Source organism: Shewanella sp. VK101 (assembly GCF_056497865.1).
In genome coordinates this window covers 51,539-76,536 of sequence record NZ_JBSSWS010000002.1, presented here as the reverse complement: position 1 = coordinate 76,536, position 24,998 = coordinate 51,539, and the positions used below count along the sequence as shown (strand labels likewise).

Here is a 24,998-nt window from a genome sequence, read left to right as displayed (position 1 = left end):
AACCCCTTTTGAGATCCCGCAACCCTGAATAGACGGCAGATTGTTCCGCACTAAAAGCAAAAAAAAGCGTCTGATTTTAATCAGACGCCGATAGGTTAACCCAATGGAGGCACATGCCTCGACTCGATGTGATGGGTTCTAACAGGTAACAGTTTAATCTTGGTAGCGAGCAATCGGTAATCCTTTACGCTGCTCTCTGCCTTCTTCTGTTTATCCAGCGTTTTTTTGCATTTCTTTTTCCATGCTAAGAGGCAATTATCCATTTTTTACCCCTTGGTTTTAACGGGTATCAATTGAAACTCATATAGAATTTCGGTTGCGTCATCAGACAATACACCGTCCTCGGCATAGAGCCGTGTGTGCCTTATCATCGGGAACTGTTGGGTAAGAATGCGTTGTACTTCCTCTAGTTCTGCCGTTGGCGCAGGGTCGGCGATCACTGCTGCACCTATTTTAAATTTTCTGATAATCGTAGCTGCTGAGATCATGGTTAGCTCCTTATCCCTAAAGTGATTCTTCGTCATCTAGTTCAGTGTCAGTCTCACTCTCCTTTACTGAGTCTGAGAACGCTGGTTCAACAGCTGGGGTGCTTTGAGGTGCTGTTTGGGTCAGTGGCGCTTGAATAATCTCGGCACTTTCAGCGAGATTGAATAACTCGTTTGTCAGCATCATATCAATATCACTGAGAGAGCCAGTAACTACGATTGGACGTTTGAGCAATTCGGCTAGCTCACCTGTAGCAGAGTCTTGAACTTTGGAAGTCAGTACCACTCTGGCCTTATTGTTACCCAAAAATGCGATTGAAAAGTTCAGACGTTCAGCGCCACCAATTGTGTTTAATTGAGTTAGTTGATTAAGCATGGTCAAGTTCTCTTTCGTTCAAATAAGTAAGTTGATAGGGTCATCTTGCCCTACCTTCTTGAAGCCGCAACTGCCCCCGACTTATGCCGAGGGCGTGTTGGTTACTTGATTAATTTGATGTATTCGTCAGGAGCGAAGCCTCTCCAATCAAATTCTGTTTTGAGGATTGTCTCGATGAATTTGCCCTTGCCAGCACTTGACGCCTTTTTAAAGCTATTAGTTTCTTTGCTCTCCATAGCCTTATCAAAACCAGCTTTGATACAGAGCGCGGTTAATGAACCAACAGTATATTCATTCAAAATCTCTTTAGTAGGCGTCCACTTGGCAATAGCTGCCGCTTTTGCGTGTTCAGAATGGGTTATGTTCTTGATCATCATCTGAGTGAAGTCTAAGCCGCTGTTACTATCTTCTTTTGCGAGGAATGCGATCACGTTTGCAATCTCTGCTTTTAACACTGCTGAGTCAGCACTTAAAGCTTTTGATAGATTGGTGTCGAAGGTTGAAGCACTATCAAAATGGTTGTTGCTTGGCTTGTATCCTGATGCCGTTCTACGCAGAGCTGCGTAACTTAAAGCCAGATGGAATTGTTCTTGAGGTAGTAACAACTCAGCAGATACCTGACGAAGCATAGCCTTATTTGTTTCAATCACCTTTTTGGGGATTTGGCAGCTTACAGTTTGCGTTTTTTTCTGGTTAGTTTTGTCCGCTGATTTCTTTGATGAAACTACGTCTTTTGAGACTGTGGTAATTTCAACGTCAAGGCTCTCTGTTGCTTTTTCATCTTCAACAATGGGAGGATTCAATGCAGCAACACACCTGTTGAAGCATAATTTGTCAATACATTGGTTTTGGTAGGTTGTCCCTGTAACGCGACCGAGGCGGTCATCAATCAAGATCACTCGCTTATCACAAGCCTGACAGCCAGTGTTAAACTGATCTTCTCCTACTGAAATGGCATCAACGGTGTTTCTGTCAGCTTCATCAATCTGTTGAATTAGTAGCACTGTGCCGTATTCATCTTTAAGTTCTGCTGTTCGTGTTTCAAGCCAGCTTGCAGTTTTATCTTTGAAGCAGTTCAAGTTTGAGCAAGCTGCTTTATGGTCATCTAGCCCAAACAGGCCAGACTGTGCTGCGCTATTATGTGAGCAGGTATTACACTCATTGGTATCGAACTTAGCGAATGAAAGGTACTGCTGGCCTTTTGATGCCCGTTGACGCAGATAAGAAACAGTCCATTTCTCAGTAATGATCTTCTTCAATGTGCCTTGTTGAAGTTTGGTAGAGAACGGGGCTAATAGTAGAGCGTGGCCAACCGTGATTGTACCTTCGGTTACAGCACTTAATACTTCTTCACAACACTTTAGTATCTCGATCCGCTCATTTACTTTTCGCATTGGCCAACATAAACGGTCAGCAATTGCTTGGCGATCACCATTGTAGAATGCAGAGAGTTGCTGTACCGCTTTGCATTCATCGACTAGGCTCAAGTCCTCTCGGTTCAGGTTTTCTTCTATCTGAGCTTCAATTGCTTCTGCATCAGACATGGGTTTTATCAATGCTGGAATGTCGTGCAGCCCTAGCTCTACTGAACCGTTAAAGCGACCAAAGCCAGCAACAAGCTCAAATCGGTCACCAGCAGGGCGAAGTAATACTGATTGTAGTACCCCCCTTTTTTGGATGCTTTTTTTCAATTCGTCAAACTTCACAGGGTTACGCTTGCTGCGATAGTTACCGAATACAACCGGGTCTATCTGGCTGAGAGGAATTCTTGTGTTGCTTGTTTCTGTAGTCGCTTGCTCGGTCATTTCGTCACCTTTACATTCGTTTATTTGTTCAGATGACTAAATGTTCTCACTAGTTTTAAAAGGTGCAACTGTGCCAGTAAGACTGAAAGTTCATATTTGATTGAATCTTCAATGGTGTACCATTGTTACTTTGTAACTATCAATTTCCACTGTAGATATGGAAATTCTGGGCGAGGGGAGGGAGGTCTAATCCGTATTGGTAGTCATCCAAATTTTGTGGAACATGTTCAAGAATATTTATTGTACGTAAAGCATAAGGTTTCCTTTAGGCTGTTATCTCAATTTAACAGCCCATTTCTTTTACAACGCCTCGGTGACACAATTAAACGAAGCGCCCCAGGGCGCTTCTATTTTATTCTACGTGATTCTTGATTACTCAACTTTGAGGGGGGTTCTCTATCTATAAGACTTTTAGCCTGAGTGATTTTCGCTTTCACTCATTTCTTGGCCATCTACAGTATTTGCGAGGGCAGGGGTGACTTGAAGTTTTCCTAGTGAACAATTCAAGTCAAACGATACATTTTGATTGAATGCTATTGATAGAAGAAACCTTGAAACTATGCTCATTGTTTCGATCGTTCCTAGATTGACCAAACTTTTTGCCAGAGTTTCATTCAGTTCTTGCTTGCTATTTGCCATCTCTATTACTCCTTTTCAAAACTAGTTGATATTTCCAATCTTGAGTCAGGGTTAATAACCCGCAACCTGGTGGCTGTGTCAGACGCGTATGACACTATGAGCAGGTATTCAGAGTTCGTCAGGAGATGTCAGACGCGTTTGACACTATGAGCAGGTATTCAGAGTTCGTTAGGAGATGTCAGACGCGTATGACACTATGAGTAGGTATTCAGAGTTCGTTAGGTGATGTCAGACGCGTATGACACTATGAGCAGGTATTCAGAGTTCGTTAGGAGATGTCAGACGCGTATGACACTAATTGCAGTTATCCAGAGTTAGATAGGAGATGTCTCACGCGTATGACACTCGTTGTTGCTACAGATGTTTGAATTCAGAATCAGAAACATAAAGTATAATGAAAAAACATTATGTTTGTACAAAATGGATGTTGATTGTGAAATCGTATGCCTTTATTATGAGTTATCGAAAATCGAGGGAGTTTCAGAAAATGGCAGTTATTTTGTTAGCAAACAAGAAAGGCGGTTGTGGTAAGTCTATGACAGCGTATGGTTTAGCGGTCGCTGCGGCACATAAAGGGAAGAAAGTGTGTTTGGTTGATTGCGATACGAATGAAACCTGCCATAGCAATGTACGTAGACGGAATGACTACAATGAACAAAATGCAGAGCAAGAAGCGAAGCAGGTGCCATTCATCAAAAGCGAACTGAAGCGTCCTGACGATAATATTGCTAAAGATTTGCAAGAGTTAGATACATTTTACGATGTTGTGGTGGTGGACACCGGCGGATATGAAAACCGCGCTTTCAAAACAGGAATAACTGTCGCTGATGTGATATACATGCCATTTCAACCCTGCTTTGCTGATATGGAGCAGTTGGCGCCTACGATTAAGGTTATTGCAGAAACAGAAATGTTTATTCGTAACTCAGTGCCAGATTACAGTATTGACGCTCGTCTGCTTGTGGCTTTATCGCAACATAATGGCCAGGATCTCATTAAATCGGCCAAAGAAGAAGCTAAGTCACTTTTGCCTTATTGCAGCCTTTCCTCATGTGTTATTGGATTTGTGAAAGCTGTTCAGCAGTTACAACCGTTTGGACTGGCACTAAATGATGCAAAACACCCTAAACGCGCTATGTATGAGTTGTTATTATCTGAGGCACTTGGTGAAAGAAGCGTTGCATATCAACGTGGTACGCAATTAGATTAAGGTTTAGTGAAAAATGAGCAAAGCAATCGATCTAGGGCTGATAGAGCTAGCAGCAAATACGGCAAGGTATCCATCGGAAGAACCAGGTAAGCAGCAACCTGGAAACAATATTACTAAGAAACTACCTTGGAAAACGCTAAAAGGGTTTAGAGTTACAACTAACGCAAGTCAGACCACTCTGTATGAGGGGAACCCGCGTAACTTCGGCATCAAAGATATTAGCGATTTACTTCCTCTTATCAAGGAGACTGGTGGCAATAGTCAGGCTGTTGATGCTCGAATGGTTGGCAATAAAATTGAGGTGATAGCTGGTTCCCGTCGACGCGAATGCTGTATCGAGGCGGGTTTTCCTTTGACTGTAGATATTTACGAAGATATGAATGATGATGATGCTGATTATCTTGCTGCAACAGAAAACAAAGGCCGAAAAGACATTAACGTCATCACGGATAGCAATTATCTAAGATATAAATTCCTTAAAAAACAATCATCTGATAAATCACTAACAGTTGAGATGTTCGCTAAGCAACACAAGATGAGCAGACAGACAATGCAAGACCGCTTTGCGATCGCCGCTGTTCCGAAGCTGCTACAAAATGGTGCTAAACAATCAGATGCTTGGACTCTAAGACAGGCGATCAAATTAAAGACGTTGTGGAAGAAGCTGTCTGAATCCGGGGAAACAGAGGAAAGCTTGAAAGCAAATGCTAAGCTCAAGATACCTGTGACAACGCCGTCCATGATGCTCTCGCAGCTGGAATTGTTAGCAGAAGTAGAAAAGCCTGTAAATAACCAAACGACAATAGGAGTAGGTGAGGGCAGTTGGGTTTTAAAACAAGACAAAAAGGGTAAGTTGAAGCTAACAACTAGCGCCCCTGTAACTGAAGCCCAAATGGAACAACTAGTAAGTTTCATTCAATCACTGGAATGAAGGTACCAACAGACGCCCTTCTTCAGGCTAAGTTAGTTGCAGATTGACTTAGACACAGTACCCCCTGTTGACCGCAGGTTTTTTAGACGAGCGTTAGGGGTTGCGGAAAATTTAGCCTGTGCGATGATGTACTTAGATGAATTGAGGAGGGTATTTGTAATGTTTGTATGGATAGCCCTAGTTGTCTTTTTCTTGTATCTAGTTTGGTGGATAAATTGCTTGCGTGATAAGGGCGATACTGAAACCAAGGAAAACAAGACAGAAAAAGGTAAGGTCTCTGTAGCTCCACAGTCAAAAAATAGCCATTCTAACGATGAGTGTGAAAGCTCCCTACTTATTGAAGAACTGTCAGGGGCTCCACTGCTTCTTAAAGGCCAACCCTTTAACAATCCATCTAAGTGGTCGGGCTACAGAAAATTCTAGATTCATAACTTTAGAGGCCGTTCAACCAGAGCGGCCTTTTTTAATCTTCTTATTTCCCCTTAGTTACAAGTACCTGTGTATTTAAGACATTCATATCCGAAAAGCACATCTTGTCCAAGTCGGATGAACAAGGTTCATCCGGGTCTGGGGGGCAATCATACGCGAGTGGGCATTATTAGCGTGGTAAGTTCTTCAATCTCGCAGCATAGGAGAACAGCATTGTTTCCATTAGGGTAAATTCTTACGAACTCTCCTGATTGCCTTGCGAGCGCATCTGCTAGATAGCTGGCATTGAGGCCTAAAGTTAATGGTGCACAGTGGATTTCTGCATCCATATCCTCAAAAAACTCATTGTTCCCAGAACAGGCTACAGAGATGGTCAAGGATGTATCGATTTCAAGTCGAAGTGCAGACAACTTTTCCAAAGCTGCTACTGAATGTAACCGCTGTACCAGACTTCGAAACGATTTTAAGTCAACCTGAATGTAGTCGTGACCAATTGCAGGGATCACGCGGTTTACATCGGGATAGCTTCCATCCCCCAGCGTGGAGACAATTGTGATGTCAGTGGATTGGAGTCTGATCATTGATTCACTGATTTCCATGATGACTTCCGTTTGGTTACTCAATCCCTGAGATAGAATCGCATTAAAAAGCGATAATGGAGTGAGAAAATGACCGCCCCCTTCACACGATAGTGAGTTACAAGATAGTTGAGACAGGCGGTGGCCATCAGTGGCGCAGACAGTAAGCTTCTGCGTAGCAGCTTCAATATGAAGGCTGAGATAGTTCAGATAGAAGCGAACGTCATTATTACCGGCAGCATAGCTCGCATAGTTGAATAATCCCGATAGGTCGCCAATAGAGCAGGTAACCTTTGTAAGACAATTATTCAGCTTGGGAGCATCTGGGTAGGCTGAGACAGCCCCTAGTTCCAGTTTTAAGCGACTTTTACCAGATCTGGCCAGCACATGGTCGTCGTTTAGCTTAAATTGCACAGAATCGCCGCTGAGGGCGTCTAGGACTGTATGAAGACGTTTGGCATCGAGGGTGAAGTTACAGTTGGACTTTATATTGCCTTCGATTTCAAACGAGATGCTCTGGGTGCCATTTGAAGCTCTAAATGTGACTAGGCCTGTCTCGGTAGAAGCGTTAACCAGCAATTGGTTAAAAATGGGGTTAATCTTTCCCCGTGCATGTTTGCAAACATTTTGGATTCGTGACTTCTGAGTCAGAGGAATAGTAAACATGAACGAACTCCTAAGTAGTTACAATGTTTACTATTTTCTCTAGCCTTTTTGAAGCGGCAACTGAGGGAGGTTTTTAGATCTCAGAGACCGATTCGTTGTAAGAAAGTCTTTGTAGGAAGTGGGCGTCGACAAATGCGTGGTTAGTTCCGTCTATCTTCATCATAAACTCTGCGTTTTGGTTATGGCTGAGCAACGATGAGTTTAAATGATAGATTTGGTGATAGTGACCATCTTTCATCGCGTAAAGCATAAGCTTACCGGTTGTGGGGTTCAATTGGGCGAACAGGGTCATCTTTATCCAGTTAGCGCAAAAGTGGTACTGGATGGAGCATACACCGCCAGTTTGAGAAAAAACGGCGATGATGTCTGTTTGAATATAGTCCTGAGACAGAGCTCTAGCATCACAAATGGAGAAATCATTAGAGGCTTTAACTCCAAGCTTGCAAATGTACTTGAATGGATCACCAGGCATCGGGAAGCTGTTGAACTTCAAGCTGAAGATCTTAATGACATTTCCTGAAATAATGGCCACCATGGTAAATGGTAGGAAAGCAATAGATTTCCTGTATGAAGAACAATATTGAACCAGAGAATCACTATCTAATCCTGTGTTGTAGCGGAGGTCCGAAATTTTAATGTGGTCGAAGCCGACATCAATATGCACCGGGATGTCTGTAGACTTAACCGGAATCCCTACGTCAGAAGGTGCTACTGTCGTTGTAGCGCTGTATGAGCAGTTTAATGTGTCATTACTGGGGTGTAGTTTGATTTCATTACGCAATTCAAAGCCTTTTTCTTCATATTCAAAGATCAGGCGCTCGAGCTCTTCTTTGACCTGGAACAGCGAACACCAAATCTTCTTGTTTTTGTACTGTTGGGTTCGACCATTGACCAGTACAGTGCGCTGGATGCTGTAGCAACAATCACCAAGGTTGACGAGCATTAGACGAACAATATTGTTCTGCGGCTTTTTAAGCACATAAACGTGACTCACAAAGGATTCAGCCATCTTAGAACCCCATTCCAAATTCATCGTTACACCATGAAGCAAGGTCAGAATCGTCCAATGCGAGGATAAGACTGTTTTTATCAGAATCGGAATTCTTGGCTTTAGAAGAGGGCTCTACAAAGGGAACAACAGTATTGCCTTGCTGTTGTTTGAACAGTTTATCTATCTGGCTAGGCTGCTTAGAGCAGCCACGATATTTGTGGTTGTGCAACGGCATCACTTTTCTCAATTCTTTCGCAACTTTGAATTGCTGGTCATGAATGCTGACCAATGTGTTGATAAACTCAGCGTGTTCAAAATTGTTATGAGCTGCAATCACTTTGATGCAACGACGCAAACAACTGAGTTTGTAGCACTCCATTTGCTTATCATCAGTGGTGTAAGGATTGACACCGTTTAGGCGTTGTTCCGAATTGGCTAATAGCGCCTGTCGAGCTTCGTCGAATGAGATTTGTGACATGAAGGATTCACCATTCTTTAGCGCGATAATGCAATACAGGCCTTGCAATTTAGATACTTCAGTGGCCGGGGTGTGGTAAACCATTTGTTGTCCATGATCGATTTGTAGCTCATCGTTTTCATAGACCGGGTTTACGATCACATTGGCGATAGCCGCGTGTTGCGTCAGCAGCTCTGCCAAGCCAACAAAGGTGTGGGAGATCTCAAACTCAAAGTTGAAATTGCATTCGTTATATTTTGCCTCAAGCGTGACATATCGAGGAGACAAAGATAGGCCTGCGTTTCTGTAAGGGTCAATAGCATTACTCAAGCTGTGAGGCATAACATCTTTGAGGCTATAGCAATCATGGCCAAACTCGAATGTAGGGCTTAGATCTGCTGTGAGTGCCTGCAAATCTTCACGTTGGCTGTCGTCGAGTGATAGCTGTTCAACAATTTGGTCTAAAATGTTTTGAATCATATTCATAGTGATCACCTTTCTTAAGCGACGGCTGCGAGTGCCTGTAAAGTCGTATCCATTAGGGTGCTTTTCATCATCTGGCGCCAATCTTTAGAAGCTCGACGGTAAAGTGCGATACGGCGCATTTCAGTAAGCCAGATCCCATTCCAAGGGGTATTACCCATTGTCATCTCAATCTGATTTTGCGCAATGGCGTCAAGTTCTTCGATGCTCATGTATGAGTAGTGAATGCTGCCGTTGGTTAAAACACTTCGACAATATCCACCGGTGCATAGCCCCCTAACAGCAGGGTCGATGGACAATGAAGTGACAAAATGCTCCACTTCGTTTGTTGATGGCTGTAAGCGGAAGTGATCTTGCTCATAGACCAGAGTTGCAGTGGCGTTTTGAATAACGCCGAACTTTGTCGCAATGGCAATTTCCCCGCGGTACCCAGGATGCAACTTCAAATATGGTTCAGCTGTTTCAACACCGGCCATCATCACATAGGCAAGCTTCTTGGCAGGATCAAGTGATAAACCAAGACGACAAAGAGTGACTAGAACCTCTCTCACAGACCAGGCAGCGGCGTTCACCATCGGTTGATACGAGTCCATCGAGCTGACAATTAGGTGGGTTAGGAACCCGATCTCTTCATTGAGGTCGATGGATTTATCCGCTTGCTGAGTAAGCAGATAATCAAAGTTTCTTTGGTATATTTCTTGAAATGGAATAGCCATATTTCTTTACTCCTAAACCTTATTACAATCACGATAACCGCAGTTGTGGAACCGGCAACTAAATCTCTATCACCCAAGTAGCTCGTGATTTAGTCAGTCCATACCAATTTTGCGTTTCGAAGGCATCTTTGAGGTCATTCAGTAAATCAAACATTTCCTCTCTAGATTCCATTTGCATTTTCTGAGATAGCTCATAGGTTTCGCAGTTATCGGCATCCTTATATTCTGTTGCGACGAAGCAAAAATATTCGACAGGGATACCAACCAGATTGGCGACATAGGTATAGAACACCTGTTGTAGGTCATAGCGAAGGTCTTTGACTTGATATGCGAACTTAGTTGGGTTGGTAGATTGAGTGGTCTTTAAGTCGACGGCAATTGCATCAAATCGAAGCCAGTCAAATCGAACTTTGAGCATCATTCCTGTGACTTTACAGCGAGCGATCACTGTCAACTCGGGGTAGCCATCGGAGAATAGCCAATCGGCCTTTGGGTGCGCTCGAGTGCTCTTTTCTACGCGTTTCGCGTCATCCCAGACAATATGATCGATAACGTGTTTTTCAACTAAATTTTCAAAAATTAACTGGTCTGGGCTAACAGCCAACAATTTTTCAATTTTCTTATCCCTAGTTAACGTAGTTGCTATTCCGTAAAGGTTGGCAACGCTGTTTAATTCATCATTTGTATAGATAAATGTCGGGTAATGCAGCCTTAGAAAATCGACGATCGCCTTTTCACGCAGCTTCTCAAAAATCGGCACGTTGGGGTCTCTCGCATGTAGGCGTTCAATCAATACTGCTTTGGAACCAGATACGGCTTCTCCTCGCTCCGCCAAGGCTTCTTTGAGTTGGTCAATACTCTCCAAAGGGGTTAAATCTTCAAAATCCTCTAGGACAGGATTTCGAAGGAACTTTCCATGGAAGTTATGAGGTTCAAGAACTCGCATGTGGCCATAAGTACCAGCATCAAAGGTGTAGGTTTGCTGCTTTGTTCTGGCGCGACAAACATCAGATAGATATTGTCGATAATAGTGATGACGCCCCTTGGCGAAGGTCTTTATGCCTGTAGAGCTTTGAGCATCGAGGGCGTGGTAGACCTCGTTTTCAATGTCGGTATAGATCCCCTCTACCAATTCGCCATTGGCATCAAGAAAGTTTGCCTTACCATTGCTGTCGTAGCCGGGCTGGACGAAATCAAGCCACTCATCGTGAGTACCTACTTGTTGATGAAGATTGATAGCTACGCTCATAAAACACCTGCCGTTTAATATTGGTTATGTCATTAGGATCTCCCTATTCTGAAAAGCCGCAACTGTCGTTAATTTCCTGAAATTAAAGTAATTTCGTCTTGGTTGCTGATTTTTCAAGATGTGAAATGATTGGTTGATGGAGCAACATGAGCGAATAAATTTTTCAACGACCATTTTGAGTTTTGAAATGGCTGATCAATTTTCATTGTTTGTTATAAACAACGAATAGAGAGGGGAGGGGCCAATGCTGAAATTCGTCGCAGGAACGCTATTGCTACTTGCTGGTGGAACAGCCACAGCTGCTGTACAAGACGTTTATCACCACAAGGGTTTGAGTGTTGAGCTCGAACAATCAGTTAGTGAGAGCGAGGCGGAGTTTAAAGAGCGTGCTAAGCGTATTTTGATGTTAAAGGCTATTTCTCAAACACCGAAATTTGTCACGTTGACAACCCACTTCGATAGCAATCGAGATGAACTACTCGAGGTCGGCAATGTGCTTCAAGGGGCAGAGGTAGAGCTGAACAAGTTTTCTATCACGAAAAGCATTGATCAAGTTGAAGCTGTAGTCTCGGGTGATCTGGTTGTTGATGTGTCGGCCATGAGAAAAAAAGTAGAAAGTGCACATAAACATAAATCGCTTCAAAGGCGCATTACTCATTTGCAGCGTACCAATAGTGAGCTGGTCAGTATTTTAAGGTCTATTCAATCGAACCAGGTGCTGTCTGAACTAAGTGGATCAGAGGTAGAAGATTACCTTTCTATGCTTGACGTGAAAGTGAAACTCGATGTTGTCAATGGCTCGGAGATATTGTCATTGGCTAATGCTGTAGAAAACGGGTTAACCCAGGAGCAGATCGTTCAAAGGGAGGTGGAGTTAGCCTATCGGACCTTCATCTATCCATTTATTGAGCACGCAAATGTGGATTATAAGATCGCCGCGGTGACTCCTATTGGTAATGGTCTACTTAGATTAACCATTAACCTCAAGATCGATAGGAATCCCGAAGCGATTTCAGCATGGTTTCCAAAAAGTCGAGCGATGATGGAACTGTGTGACAAATACTTCTATCACTGCGATTCGCTATACGAAGAAGGTTCGAAGAGAGGTGTTGCTGAGTATTTAGAACCGAGGTACTGCAGCAATAATTTGTTTGCCTTTCTACCTTATGGCCCAAGTAATCCACCTCGTTTTGTTTCTGGTCAGCATGATCCGGCGTGCCAGTTGTTAATGCCTCATGAGGTAAGCCTATCAGATCACAGCAAGGCCTTTTATAAGGGGTATCTGAGTGGAACGCTGATAAATACAGAAATGGACAAACCATATCTCATGGCATTTAAAACCTTGTCCCTTGACGCTTATTGGCTTTCTTTCCGCCTGGCGGACGAAGTGGTGAGATTGAATTTAAGTGACGTAACTGTCGAAAATATTGAGTTTTTTCTGTACCTGCCTGAGTCAGTTGCAGGTTCAGATTTTGATGTTTCAATGGCTATATCACGTGAGGTTTACCGTGTTAAGGATGCCTCATGGCGTGGGCTCAATGGAGAGTTACTACGTCATCAACCACGTGGTGTGATCTTTTACTGAATGATACATAGAAGGAATTGGTTATGAAGAAAGTCATCATTTTGAGTTTGGCAACTATGTGCCTAGCGGGCTGTGCCAGTGATCCAGTAGAGCAATTTAATACTCAACAAGAGCAAAAGCGCGATGCCGCGGTTGCCATGGCAAACGTAGAGTTAGACAACGTTCCTAAATGGTTCCTGTCACCGCCTAAGAGCGATCAGTATGGCATTGTTGGCGTGGGGTCGGCTAAGTCAAGGGATATGGCTATTGCGGTCAAGAAAGCGAAGCTGCAGGCGGAATTCGAGTTGGCCAAAAGCTATCGACAAGAGCTATCGGGCTCTGAACGAATTTATGAGCGTGAAGATGCGGCAGGGAATCTGGTACAAACATCGCAATTCTTGATTGATAAGCTGATTGATTCGGTGCCCGTCGTGGGCTATGAGCAGCTTGATCAGAAGGTGATGGTGTTACCCTCCGGTCAGTTTCAGGCTTACAGCCTGTTGAAGCTGCCTTATGATGAGTTCAACAAGGTGTTGCAAATCATCAAGTCGCAATCTCAGGATGCCCTAGAGCTAGAAGCCTTCAATGACCTGGAACGTCGATTAGAGTCGAAACGCCAGCGAGAAGAACAAGAAAAGCAAGATGATCATCAACGTAAATTAGAGGTGATGGATCAACAGCAACGTGTTCTTACTGGTGGGGCCCGGGTTACAATGGTTGAGGGCGATAGCCTGACTCAATCTGCGCCAAAGGGTGAGCCGGCCAGCACGCTTGCTGACCTATTTCAATAGGGCATCCTTGTGATCTTTCGCAATCATCTCATAGTGACAGGTGCGGTAACATTAGTTGTAGTCAAATCGCTTGAACTTGGCTTACCGCTATGGGCAGTGATAGGGGGGATATTTTTCGGGTCGTTGCTGCCCGATTTAGATCACCCCAGTTCGACGATCGGCAAGCGTGTATTATTTGTCTCAGTACCGCTTGCGGGGCTCTTTGGACATCGGCAGTTTACACATTCGATTTGGCCATTGATTTTCACCATTTGGTTGTTCAATTTAACCGAACATGCGAATGGATACGTGATGGTGCTGATGATTGGCTATATGTCGCATATTATCGCTGATATGTTGACAGATTCTGGAGTGCCATTACTGTGGCCCGTTCAGAAGCGTTTTGGAATAACCATTTGTAAAACAGGTGGTGTATTGGAACATATAGTCGCTTACGGCTTGCTGGCCGTAGCGTTGATACTTTAATTAAGGGATTGTATGAGCAAAGATAAAGATTTAGTCGAATCAGTCGTAAAAAGCAAGATGGAAGAACAACAGCAGTGTAGTGAGGTTATAGATACCATTGGAATAAAGGAGCTGGCCCAGCTACTCAATGACTTCAGTTTCTGTAATTCCACCATTCTAATTGACGATGATGATACGTGTTTTCGCATAACGATGGATCATGCTGAAGTTATGTTCTTTTCAAATGGCGAATGGCGTGAGAAGCAAGAGTACGTTGGGATGTTAATTAGCATCAACCGGGCTTTTGATGAGACCTTTATGAGCAAATTTAACCAGCAAACGATCATTGGCCGTTTATATACTGTAGATAAGGCGGCCGGTATTACCATTTTCAGAGGTGATGTGCATTTAATTGGTGGCGTAACCAAAAGGCACATTTACATGAAAATTAGAGCGTTTGTAGACTGCTATAAGGCATTGAATTTACAGCAAATCTCTCACTAGTATGGGGTGGGGTAATGGTATTGGCAATGAAATTGAAAAAGAATTTGAAATTATACCTGGGAATAGTTGTGACTTTGGTTTTCTGCATTTATTTCTTCAACAGGAGTGTTGATGAGGATGCCATTAGGCTTGCAAAGGGGAATTGGGTAGCCTCAGAGTCATTATGCAACGATAAAGTGTCTGGCATTATTGGTTTAGATCTGGATGAGACATCAATGCTGGAAAATGGAGCCAAGTACGACGTAGATCATTACCAGGTAGAGCTTATTAATCGAGAATTTACGTGCGGAATTGTTGGTACCGCTCATTTTACTTACAAAGTAACAATGCACCCATCCATGGTGTCGTTAGAAGTTGGGGTGATGGATGATCTAGCTGTAGCTCGTAATAATAAAGGTCAAGTGTATTTCAAGTTAACTCCTGAATTTAGAGCGCTATACGAAGAAATTAAGGCAAAAAGTTGAGTAAGTTGCGGCTTATTAGTTGGGTGAGATTATCAATGGAGTTGAATCAATAGAGGGACGAGAATGAATCGAGTATTAGATTATCACATCCAAGACCTGCACAACATCAGCTCTCATAACATCATTTGTACTCACCCGTTGTACAGAGGCAAGCTGTATACACGTCTAAGAGCCAAAGATTTGAAGAGTCTTAGCCTTGGAGCTAAAGGTGTTCAAAGCTCAATAGCTGCAGCTGAGTTGAGTCGTAGGGGGTATATTGACTCACGACTGGAAGGTACAAAATTTTTGGTCGAGATCAGCCTTCACGCGATAGATCGCCTTAGCATGTATCATATGCATCGATTTTTGAGTCAATACGATGGCGAGCAGGGAATAAGCAGCTGGTGTAATAAGTTGGTAAAGGAGGCGTTTAATCGTTACTCATCCGAGCAATTGGAACACCTGGCTGAACTAGAGAGCTTCAAATTACAACAAGAAGGAATGGTGTTCCTGATAAGGCCGCATGAATACCGTGATAATGTCTTTGTGTTAACGACTATTGAGCCCTAGCCTGAATTGATGTTACCAGGAAGAAAAATGAAACTATCGAAACTAACATTCGAATGATGATAACGACTAACTGCGCTGAGGGGCTAGAAGGTATTTTGTTGGACCCAAAACCCTTATTCAAATTGAGTACGGCAAGGCCAAGCCTGCTTTGTTTCTAATAACCGCTAAAGGGAAACACTCGTTGTATTTGGTGAGCCCAGAATTGCGATACAAAGCAAAAACAGAGATTGCAGGACTGGTAACGAAGGCTTAGTCTTCGTTATCTGACTAACTTAGGAATTTTGGAAAATATATGGGTATCGATATTATAGAGACACGAGGCTCAAGGCTTAAAGAAGTACGTGTAAATGATGCTCATGATCGATTAGTTATTACTGATCCCAGTAAAAACCCGGTGGAACATGATATCGGGCTTGAGTTGTTGATTACTGCCGTTTTTCAGAGAAAAAAATCTAAGACTAGAAAAGGAGATGGGAACCCGCTGATCTATGCTTTGAAGGGGTTGCACCATTTTTCAATATCAGAAGAAAGTAAGCTTGCGCTCTATGAGAAAATGGCTACTATTGTGTCTAATCATTATCAAGGAAAAAAGTTTGATACCGTTGCGCCATTACCTTCATCTAAACCTATCGCGCTTTGGTTAGCCACAACCTGCTGTGAAATATTGCATGTTCCAATAGAAAAAAATGCATTTTTCAAAGCCACGAACGCAAACGTATTAAATCAGCTTCAAGGTGTAAATGGTGGAAAAGAAGTAATTGAGTTGAGAAAGTTACTTGAGAAAGCTAAACCAAATGGTCAGTTTGCAATGAAAGATGTAGATTACGCTCAACGTCTTCACATTGAGCCTATCAGCGTGAATCCTTTCTACAGCCCAGCAGGAAAAATTCTTATAGTGGATGATTTAGTTTCCTCTGGTTCTAGCCTCAAATCAGCATATAACTCTTTGAAAAATAAAGATCCAGATTTGGAAATCGAATGCCTAGCTCTACTTGGGCCGGTCACTTAAACAAATTTGACACAGTGGTAGGCTTATGTATAATTCAGTTAGACCGTAAATGTGCTCTATGGTCTCTAAAGAAGATATAGACGAAAGTTTATGAGCCCGAGCGTGCACCGTAAGCGAGGTCAAACCATAAGGGTTAAGTATCGCTAAGTTAGGCATCGGCTAACAACATTAAGATAAAAATTACAAAACGCCCAGAGTAAAATCTGGGCGTTTTTGTATCCAAATCACGAGCAATCTATACGTTCATGTGATTAACTAGTTTTAGAGTTTCAATAAAGCTGGCTACTGAGAGCCCGGGGAAGTTAAGGACATATTGACTGCACACCATATGCGCTAGCATAACAGAGTCATAGCCTGTGATTGGAACAGCGATAGCTGGCTTTCCACCCTCCATGAGGTTAACAAACACTCCTGCCTTACCTCGATTTTCCTGCCAGGTGATCTTCATCCCTTTGTTCTTTTGGGGACCGTGATTGTTCCCTTCAAAACTCGTTCTTAAGCCGAGCAGAACTGCAGCAACAGAACATATCTCGGATTTTGTTATCTGCACCGCCAACTTATTACGCCAGTCAAACTGTCGATTACCGCCGGGTATGGCAAGCGCGCCTTCCAACATTACCGTATGCCATTGACCCTTTCGTGTGATCGACGGTTTCAGTTCGATTGCACCTTTCGTGCCATGACACTTGAGAGAGAAAAATGGTGGAAAGGCCCCACAGTACCTCACTGGAGAAGCAGCATTGGAATGACCATTCTGATACGTTCCAATTGGCCCAAGCTGACTCTGAGGCACATGGTAATTGGTATTCTGCGGTTCGTAAGTGTGTTCCTGATAGTCATGACCAAAAGTATTTGGCGGAACTGGTTGAGAGTATAGGGCTTCTCCGGCGTGCATATGAATTATCTCTGTAAATTGACAGTGATTCATGATTACACGACGCCTTGATCTGGCAACTCTCACAAAATAAAAAATAGCGTGAGCGTTTTGGGCATTGAAACTGAATGTGTGACTCAAACAGAGCTGTAGCATTCGTAATTGGAAAATTCGGATCTCCGACCAATGGACTTTGCTATGACTCATATAAACAAAACCATAACCATCGTGGCTGGCATATTTTTATGCCTACTTGCGACAGTGGCTAATGCTTACACCCAGATTCCTGACGTTAAAGCACTCGCTTTAGACAAGCTGGTGGTTAACCGTATCGATCAACCTGTCACAGTGCTCCAAACATCACCAATAACAACTGGCGATGGCAAGATAGCTAAGGGGTTCACCGAGGTCACTGTTACAGTTGATCCAGCGGCGCCAATGGGGATTTTGATAAACAATAAGCAGGTTTTACCAGGGGGGAGCGTATCTGTTGTTGTCGATCTCAGCTCATCTGGAGGAGTGATAAAGATTCCGGTGGCGCCGGATACCGCTAATTTGAGCGGCAAAATCCATTATGAGTTGGCGATCCCTAAAGTTACAGCTGAGTTATGTGACAGCGGTTTTTCCCTAAACGGCACCAATGGTACATGCCAAAAAGTCAATGTTTCCGAAATGATTTACGCTTGTCCATCTTCTTGGACAATGACAACTGATTTATCAAAATGTGTTCAGCAGACGCAAATAGCAAAGGTTAGTTGTCCTGCAGGGTATCTCAGTAATGGTGATGGCACTTGTACGTTGACTGAAACCAAGCCCACTGTGCCTAAGTGTCCAACGGGGTATGCTTACTCTGCCACCAATGATCGGTGTGAGCAGCTGCTATCACAACCGGCTTTTAAAACCTGTAGCGATCCAGCTTATCATTACGACTTTAACTCGGATGCCTGCGTTAAAACGGTAAATCAGCCTGTAAATTATGATTGTGCTTCAGGTTATTCATATAACTCGTCACTTAAGATCTGTGAGAGAACATTAACAGCTTCAGCTACGCCTGTTTGTGCTAGCGGCTATACCTACTCGACAACGAATAAACGCTGCGAAAAGACCGTAACCCAGGCGGCAAGCAAGGTATGTGCTTCTGGCTATACCTATTCAGCGACCAATAACCGCTGTGAAAAGACCACCACAACTAGCGCGACACCTGTTTGTGCTAGCGGCTATACCTACTCGACAACGAATAAACGTTGTGAAAAAACCGTCACTCAGACCGCTAGCAAGGTGTGTGCTTCAGGCTATACCTATTCAGCGACTAATAACCGCTGTGAAAAGACCACCACAAGCAGCGCGACACCTGTTTGTGCTAGCGGCTATACCTACTCGACAACGAATAAACGCTGCGAAAAGACCGTTACCCAGGCGGCAAGCAAGGTTTGTGCTTCTGGCTATACCTATTCAGCGACCAATAACCGCTGTGAAAAGACCACCACAAGCAGCGCGACACCTGTTTGTGCTAGCGGCTATACTTACTCGACAACGAATAAACGCTGCGAAAAGACCGTTACCCAGGCGGCAAGCAAGGTTTGTGCTTCTGGCTATACCTATTCAGCGACCAATAACCGCTGTGAAAAGACCACCACAACTAGCGCGACACCTGTTTGTGCTAGCGGCTATACCTACTCGACAACGAATAAACGCTGTGAAAAGACCGTCACCCAGACAGCTAGCAAAAGTTGTCCTTCAGGCTATGTAGATTCAGGTACCGGTTGCCAACAATACACTACCAGACCTACATCCTGTCCCTCTGGATATTCCTCTTATTCCAGCACTCAATGTAAACAAACCAGGTTGGAGTGGGGTTCTGATCTAACTTACCCCGGCTATACGGTGATGTATGATCCAGGCGAAGGGGGATTCATATTAGCTACAGCGAGTGCACAGTATAATCCCAACCAAGTATGTTTTACGACGCCTGTGCCGTCTAGTACAACTGACACGAAAAACTGTGGCCCTATGGGCTATTATCAGTTTGAAATTGAATGGGATCTGCCTCCAAGACCCACGGAAAACGGATTTGTTACTTATACAAGGTATGCGGAAAAAATATCAGGCTCCTGCCCTGCGGGTACCGAACCATATGGTACAAGTCAGTGTAAACTAATCACCGAGTTAGCTTACAGTTATTCTTGTCCGAGCGGGTATACCTTGTCTGGGACGACTTGCTCTAAGCTACAGACTGTAGCAAATACATGGAGCTGTCCGACTAGTTACACCCAATCTGGCTCTACGTGTAGCCTGTTGCACTCTCAGGCATTCACCTATACTTGCCCGAGTGGATACACGTTGTCAGGCTCTACCTGCTCACAGTTGCAAACGGCTTCAAACACTTGGAGTTGCCCGACTAATTACACCTTGTCGGGCTCAACGTGTAGCCTATTGCAGACTCAGGCATTCACCTATACTTGTCCGAGCGGATATTCGTTGTCAGGTTCAACCTGCTCACAATTGCAAACGGTTTCTAACACTTGGAGTTGCCCGACTAATTACACCTTGTCGGGTTCAACGTGTAGCCTATTGCAGACTCAGGCATTCTCCTATACTTGTCCGAGCGGATACACGCTGTCAGGCTCCACCTGCTCTCAGTTGCAAACGGTAGCGAACACTTGGAGCTGTCCAACCAGCTACACCCTCTCAGGAACGACCTGTAGCCTATTGCAGACTCAGACATTTACTTATACCTGCCCGAGTGGATACACGCTGTCAGGCTCTACCTGTTCGCAGTTGCAAACGGTAGGGAATACTTGGAGCTGTCCAGCTAATTACACTAATTACAATGATGGGACGTGTGATTGGTATCAGACAACTGACTATAGCCTATCTTGTAGTGATCCCAGCTATACACCAGGCGATAGAACAGAGGTATGTGAGAAGGAACTAAGCCAGGTATTTATTTATGAGTGTTCAGATCCCGCTTACAGCGTTAATGGGTCATCATGTGAATTGTTGCAAACCGCTAAAGAAGATTGGGTGTGTGATGATCCTACTTATGGAAAAGAGTCGGAAACGGTTTGCGCAAAATACACCTTTGAATCACTAGAGGGCCAATGTCCTAGCGGCTTCGTCAAATCAGCAAATGGGGATACCTGCACCTTCAGTGACACACTACCCAAGATTGCCAGTTGTCCAGCGTCATACAGCATGATCGGTGGGGAGTGTGTAAAGACCGTATTTGATGCTCCAACTTGTAATGCTGGCGAGTGTACGTGCCCTTCGGGATCGACATTAAATGCAGTCTCATATCAATGTGAAAGAGAAGACAAAACAGCGTTGGTAATGACCTGTCCTGCGGGTTATCCCGAAATAGATGGAGTATGTACCTACAGCAACACTGTCGAAGTGGTTTACGATTTCTGCCCTAATGGTATGACAGACCTCGGGACTGATTGCAGGCTTTCTCAATATGTGCAGTTAACCAAGTCTTGCGAATCACCTTTTGCCGTCGGCAATAATGATAAATGTGAATTCATTGAAACAGTTCCTGCCGGATTTGCGTCTGGTACCGAATCCAAGTTGTTTGAAGGTGACATAGTATCTGAGATCTCTGCTATCACCTTTGATAATAAGGAATTTGACGCGATCGTCAGCGAAGTGGCCGAAATAGCCGTGGATAATGTTGGTGGTTGTCGTTTAGTGGATACACTTTCGGATGCAGAAGGAGAATTGTCTCCTGGAAACGTACCTTGTTTAGTGCAATGGGATGCATTGCCGGAAGGTATTACCGCTGATAGCACTTCAGTAGCAGGCATTTTTAAAACTGCAGGTACCCATACGTTAGCTTATACCTTGCTAGGTTATGAAGGCGCGGCTAAGTCAGAGTTTGAAATAGCTAAAGGGCAGATTGATGTAAACGTCACCATGCCTCCGAAACCAGTTGTTAGAGATGTGACCACTCGCATGATGGGTAAGGTGTTATCGGGAACAGAGATCTACAACTATGACCCAGCCTCAAGGTTAGAATTCACCACTGTATTAGTGGAGCCTAGAAACTACGAACAGCTGATCAATATATCTAAGCTCGGCACTTGTAATGTCGCTGCAAAAGCAGATTCATGTGTCATTTACAGTAATATCTCCTATGAGCGAGACCCCGAGAATCTGCAAACCGACGAGAGTTACCAGATAGTTGGTAACAGTGCTATCGGCGGGTGGGATGAGTCTGAGCTAACCCCAACGTCCTGGGTGATCCACCATGATTTTAGGGGGCCGAATGTCGCATTTAGTTTATTTAACACTGACATCGAGAACGCACCTATAGAAAATAGTGATCTTGGCTATACCGTATCAGTGGAGGGGCAACGGGGCGCGGTCGGAATCAGTAATATTCGTCCCGAACTCTCGACTAATGATGTTTGGTGGAAACCTAGCCATGTTGACTTGAAATTCACAGCAAAGGCAGGGTCAGAAAGGGTCAATAAGTTAGATGTTGAAGGGTACCAGGTGTCCTTTAATTTACCGATTTTAACGGGTAACGAGGTCAAGATCTCAAACGATAGCGTGATTTCCAAAGAGGATGCAGGTAGCACCTACCAGTTTGCGTTAGCGAATATCGTACCTGGAGATTATGTTGTAGATGTCATTGCTAGAGATGCTTTTGGTAACGAATCTACGACAACTATCAATGACGTTAGTTTTCCGATGCCGGCGCCTCAAATTAAAGTGTTGTTGCGAGGCAACTCGATCGAAGGACTGTCTAGCACTCAATCAGTAGATATGCTGGATGATCTGATTGTTGTTGGGCATAACGGTATTGTAGGCGATACTGAGATCGTGAGCGTCAAGATAGACGGTAGAGATGCGCTAACGGCCAATGGCGAAGGGTTTTATAAACACCTAACCGGAGAAGGTTATAGTCTGCCGGCTAATCAGATGTATAGCTTAGATGTCACTGCAAGGGATTCAAATGGTAAAGAGTCCACGCTTTCATTACTGATCAACTACTTGCAAATGACTTTTGGAATTAGCAGTAAGCCTGTGACAGTGGTAAGTAAGGTAGAAGAGGTCGCCTTAGCTGTTAATCGTACAAGGGGGATACGTTGTGATTTATATGGAACAAAAGCCGCGGCTGCGTTAGCTTCCACGCAATATAACCATGCTTGCTACATCGAGTGGACTGAATTGCCAGATGGATTAACACCACTGGTTACCACCTACCAGTCGAGACTATCTGGCGCCGTACAAAGCACTGGTACCATGAGTGCGACCTATACGGCCTACATTGTTAACCAGGACCTAAAAACAGCTCAAATTGGTACTGAAACGGTCACGTTTGATGCGGTAGACCCGATACCAGTTAAAGTGCAGATGGATGAGCGCACAAAATTAGCCGATGGGATTTACAGCGTATCGGTGAACGACACATTAATTGGACGTTACACCGGTGAATCCAGTAGAGCGCATGTGGATGTCACGCTAAGCGATGATGACGGCAATGAGATGCTTTACAAGCATAACCAGTTGCCGTTTGCTGATGTTCAGACCTTCTCAGCATATGCCAACAAACTTGGTGCGCCGGCACTTTGGGATCGCATTCCTTATAAACTCCAGGCGGCATATAGGCTCGCACCGGAAATGCAGAGTGAACAAAACTTTGACCTGATCATTACCCCTCACCCATATATGCAAGTGCTGTTAGATATGGGTGAAGGAAAATATGACTCAACTCAGACCATCAATGCGACGGTGAAATTGGGGATGAGAAATAGCCTCACCGGCGAATATGAGTATAACTCAGCAACAATGGGCGAAGGGTGGGATGTTTTTGTTGCGTTTAAAAACGGCAATGACTATGACGCCATTTCTACTGTTGCGGCTACCGGGTCAGATGGCCAAGCCATCGTACAAGTTGACGCAAACACCATCTATGAGCGTAACCAAGCAGTCTATGCGGTAGCCAAGGCACATTCACCATATCCCGAGATCGACGTGACTAGGGTCTCTATTCCTCGAAGCGTTACCGTGGTGAAAGGGACGGAGGTTGAGGGGTCATTGTTTGCGCGGGTGGTGCAGTCGAGAATCCCCGCGGTCTTTGATGTCAGGTTTGACACTTCCTCAATCAACGATTTTCTTGTTATGGGAGATATTCGTTGGCAGTTCAAAGACGCAAATGGGCTGTGGCAGGATAATGCTGAGTATAACGATAAGCAGTACATCACGATTAAATCAGATGAGCCCGAAACCCTGGGTGTTAGAGCTATCGTCACTAATAAGTCATCTGGAGCTGTGACAACCTCTGAGGCACTTACGCTGATCAGCTATGACGTGCCTCAGGTGTCCATTGTTGGTGGTAACCAAGCAATTGTTGGCCAGACAATTGAGCTGGTGGCACAAGACAATAGCGACACACCGCAGGCTGATACTGTGGTTGAGTGGTCGATCGATGACGGGGTGACTTGGGAGCCGGGCTTATCTTCATACTCTCTCACTGTAGGAGAGGGGACGATGAAAGTTTACGCCCGGATGAAATATGCAAATACCTCAGACAGTGTTACAGCTGGACAGTGGAGTCAGGCAGTCAAGTACATCGCAGTGTCCAAGCCTAAGCCCATAATTATGAACGTCAGTAGGCCTGGCATGGCTGAGGTCGGAACCGATATCAATCTCGCGCTGCAGATCTCCAACCCGTTTGCTGCTACAGGTGTGCCAGTGAAAACTGAATGGGAGCTGCCTGATGGCACCGTGATAGCGGATCAGAATGAGCTGCTTTACTCGGTCATTCAACAAGACCTAGACGGTTCAAACCGGATCTCAATTCTTGCCAGATCATGGCTTGACGGATACAAAAATCAGTCATTTGCTGAAATGAACATTCTGATCAATACGTTCACTTATCAATTCCCTGCGGAATCGGATATGAGTCTGACGATCAGCAACAATATCAAGTTCACTCCATCAGCAGGATATGCGGCGTTGAGTATGCCTTACATCAATGCTCCAGGTGTGACATTTACCTATGACTGGACCTTTGACGCAGACGCTATAGAACAAACATTATCTAGTGGTAAGAGCATGAACTTTCTTGTGAAGCAGGCAGGCGTGCATCAGATCATGCTTACCATAGCGGATAATAGAGGTAATTTTGCTCATATCACTGGTTTTGTTGAAGCAGTTGAGCCAGCACCGATGGAATTCAAGATGAGCAACGTCTATTCCAACAGGTACATGAGGGCACCCTTGAATGTGTCACTTTACCCAAGCATTTCGCTAAGTCATCCATACGATTACATCAAAGAGTATGTATGGACGATTAACGGTGACGTTGGTGAGCCTTCAACACGCGCTATTGGCTCGTTTGACGCCTTGCCTGTGGGTCATTATGAAGTTGAGTTAAATGTTACTTCAAACTATGGCCAGCCTGGTAAGTACACCACTTCATTTGATGTGGTTGCCAACCAGCCGCCGGTTTGTGAACCAAAGGCTCGAGATCAATATGGAACCTATATCGTAGATGCAAACTGTACTGACCCTGATGGGGTGATAAGTTACTATCGTTGGGTGATCAATGGCACTGAATTTACGCCTTATGGCGCCCAGGTACGATTAAGTGCAACAGATTTCCCATCGGCGCAGATCACCATTGAGGCTGTCGATGATGCCGGTGCTACAGGGGGAGGTTCTATCAACTACTAAACCCTAAGCCTCACACTGCTTACCGTCAGTGTGGGGCTTGATTTTTTCAATGTACATTTTGAGCGTTGAACTGCGACTCGCGAATTTTTCTACCGCATAAA

At 44.2% G+C, this 24,998-nt stretch carries 20 protein-coding genes; 10 read left to right on the top strand and 10 right to left on the bottom strand.

What is annotated here, in order from left to right:
* Window positions 1-266: 266 nt before the first annotated feature.
* The 4 genes from ACSHSR_RS22420 to ACSHSR_RS22405 form a co-directional block, all read right to left on the bottom strand.
* Window positions 267-488 (bottom strand): hypothetical protein, encoded by a 222-nt coding sequence (locus ACSHSR_RS22420; RefSeq protein ID WP_164489345.1) that lies wholly within the window; start codon window positions 486-488, stop codon window positions 267-269.
* A gap of 16 nt (window positions 489-504) precedes the next feature.
* On the bottom strand, window positions 505-861 hold the full coding sequence (locus ACSHSR_RS22415; protein ID WP_123115242.1) for a hypothetical protein: 357 nt from the start codon (window positions 859-861) through the stop codon (window positions 505-507).
* 101 nt (window positions 862-962) lie between these two features.
* Window positions 963-2,666, bottom strand: a complete 1,704-nt coding sequence (locus ACSHSR_RS22410) for a PRTRC system ParB family protein (RefSeq protein WP_123115241.1) — start codon at window positions 2,664-2,666, stop codon at window positions 963-965.
* Window positions 2,667-3,077: 411 nt separating this feature from the next.
* A complete protein-coding gene (locus tag ACSHSR_RS22405; RefSeq protein WP_086903419.1) occupies window positions 3,078-3,305 on the bottom strand; it encodes a hypothetical protein in 228 nt (75 codons plus the stop codon).
* A 394-nt stretch (window positions 3,306-3,699) separates the two neighbouring features.
* On the opposite strand from ACSHSR_RS22405, the gene ACSHSR_RS22400 reads away from it, so the two are divergent.
* The gene (locus tag ACSHSR_RS22400) at window positions 3,700-4,515 is read left to right on the top strand and encodes a ParA family protein (protein ID WP_123115240.1); all 816 of its coding nucleotides are present in this window, start codon (window positions 3,700-3,702) and stop codon (window positions 4,513-4,515) included.
* Between the two features lie 13 nt (window positions 4,516-4,528).
* Window positions 4,529-5,446 (top strand): ParB N-terminal domain-containing protein, encoded by a 918-nt coding sequence (locus tag ACSHSR_RS22395; RefSeq protein WP_086903417.1) that lies wholly within the window; start codon window positions 4,529-4,531, stop codon window positions 5,444-5,446.
* A 578-nt stretch (window positions 5,447-6,024) separates the two neighbouring features.
* On the opposite strand, the gene ACSHSR_RS22390 is transcribed toward ACSHSR_RS22395, so the two are convergent.
* The 5 genes from ACSHSR_RS22390 to ACSHSR_RS22370 form a co-directional block, all read right to left on the bottom strand.
* Window positions 6,025-7,119 carry a DNA polymerase III subunit beta gene (locus ACSHSR_RS22390; protein WP_479631541.1) on the bottom strand — a complete coding sequence of 365 codons (1,095 nt, stop codon included), beginning with the start codon at window positions 7,117-7,119 and terminating at the stop codon, window positions 6,025-6,027.
* A gap of 73 nt (window positions 7,120-7,192) precedes the next feature.
* Entirely contained in the window at window positions 7,193-8,128 is a 936-nt protein-coding gene (locus ACSHSR_RS22385) for a hypothetical protein (protein ID WP_086903414.1), read from the bottom strand.
* Between the two features lies 1 nt (window position 8,129).
* Window positions 8,130-9,053, bottom strand: coding sequence for a recombinase RecT (locus tag ACSHSR_RS22380; RefSeq protein ID WP_123115237.1), 924 nt, complete (start codon window positions 9,051-9,053; stop codon window positions 8,130-8,132).
* Window positions 9,054-9,067: 14 nt separating this feature from the next.
* Complete coding sequence (locus tag ACSHSR_RS22375) at window positions 9,068-9,766, bottom strand: recombinase RecT (protein WP_086903412.1); 699 nt, start codon at window positions 9,764-9,766, stop codon at window positions 9,068-9,070.
* Window positions 9,767-9,824: 58 nt separating this feature from the next.
* A complete protein-coding gene (locus ACSHSR_RS22370) occupies window positions 9,825-11,015 on the bottom strand; it encodes a PD-(D/E)XK nuclease-like domain-containing protein (protein WP_123115335.1) in 1,191 nt (396 codons plus the stop codon).
* Window positions 11,016-11,259: 244 nt separating this feature from the next.
* Here ACSHSR_RS22370 and ACSHSR_RS22365 point away from each other — a divergent pair, with 244 nt between their 5' ends.
* The 7 genes from ACSHSR_RS22365 (at window position 11,260) to ACSHSR_RS22335 (ending at window position 16,340) form a co-directional block, all read left to right on the top strand.
* Window positions 11,260-12,600, top strand: a complete 1,341-nt coding sequence (locus tag ACSHSR_RS22365) for a hypothetical protein (protein WP_086903410.1) — start codon at window positions 11,260-11,262, stop codon at window positions 12,598-12,600.
* A gap of 23 nt (window positions 12,601-12,623) precedes the next feature.
* On the top strand, window positions 12,624-13,370 hold the full coding sequence (locus ACSHSR_RS22360) for a hypothetical protein (RefSeq protein WP_123115333.1): 747 nt from the start codon (window positions 12,624-12,626) through the stop codon (window positions 13,368-13,370).
* A 9-nt stretch (window positions 13,371-13,379) separates the two neighbouring features.
* A complete protein-coding gene (locus tag ACSHSR_RS22355; protein ID WP_164489356.1) occupies window positions 13,380-13,835 on the top strand; it encodes a metal-dependent hydrolase in 456 nt (151 codons plus the stop codon).
* A gap of 12 nt (window positions 13,836-13,847) precedes the next feature.
* A complete protein-coding gene (locus ACSHSR_RS22350; protein WP_123115331.1) occupies window positions 13,848-14,318 on the top strand; it encodes a hypothetical protein in 471 nt (156 codons plus the stop codon).
* Between the two features lie 26 nt (window positions 14,319-14,344).
* Window positions 14,345-14,782 carry a hypothetical protein gene (locus ACSHSR_RS22345; protein WP_140374498.1) on the top strand — a complete coding sequence of 146 codons (438 nt, stop codon included), beginning with the start codon at window positions 14,345-14,347 and terminating at the stop codon, window positions 14,780-14,782.
* A 63-nt stretch (window positions 14,783-14,845) separates the two neighbouring features.
* Window positions 14,846-15,331: a hypothetical protein gene (locus tag ACSHSR_RS22340; RefSeq protein ID WP_086903405.1), complete on the top strand. Its 486-nt coding sequence runs from the start codon at window positions 14,846-14,848 to the stop codon at window positions 15,329-15,331.
* Window positions 15,332-15,623: 292 nt separating this feature from the next.
* On the top strand, window positions 15,624-16,340 hold the full coding sequence (locus ACSHSR_RS22335; RefSeq protein ID WP_123115330.1) for a phosphoribosyltransferase: 717 nt from the start codon (window positions 15,624-15,626) through the stop codon (window positions 16,338-16,340).
* A 235-nt stretch (window positions 16,341-16,575) separates the two neighbouring features.
* Here the strand turns inward: ACSHSR_RS22335 and ACSHSR_RS22330 are convergent, their stop codons facing one another.
* Window positions 16,576-17,268 carry a hypothetical protein gene (locus tag ACSHSR_RS22330; protein WP_345860682.1) on the bottom strand — a complete coding sequence of 231 codons (693 nt, stop codon included), beginning with the start codon at window positions 17,266-17,268 and terminating at the stop codon, window positions 16,576-16,578.
* 144 nt (window positions 17,269-17,412) lie between these two features.
* On the opposite strand from ACSHSR_RS22330, the gene ACSHSR_RS22325 reads away from it, so the two are divergent.
* Entirely contained in the window at window positions 17,413-24,897 is a 7,485-nt protein-coding gene (locus ACSHSR_RS22325) for a hypothetical protein (RefSeq protein ID WP_479631553.1), read from the top strand.
* Window positions 24,898-24,998: the final 101 nt, after the last annotated feature.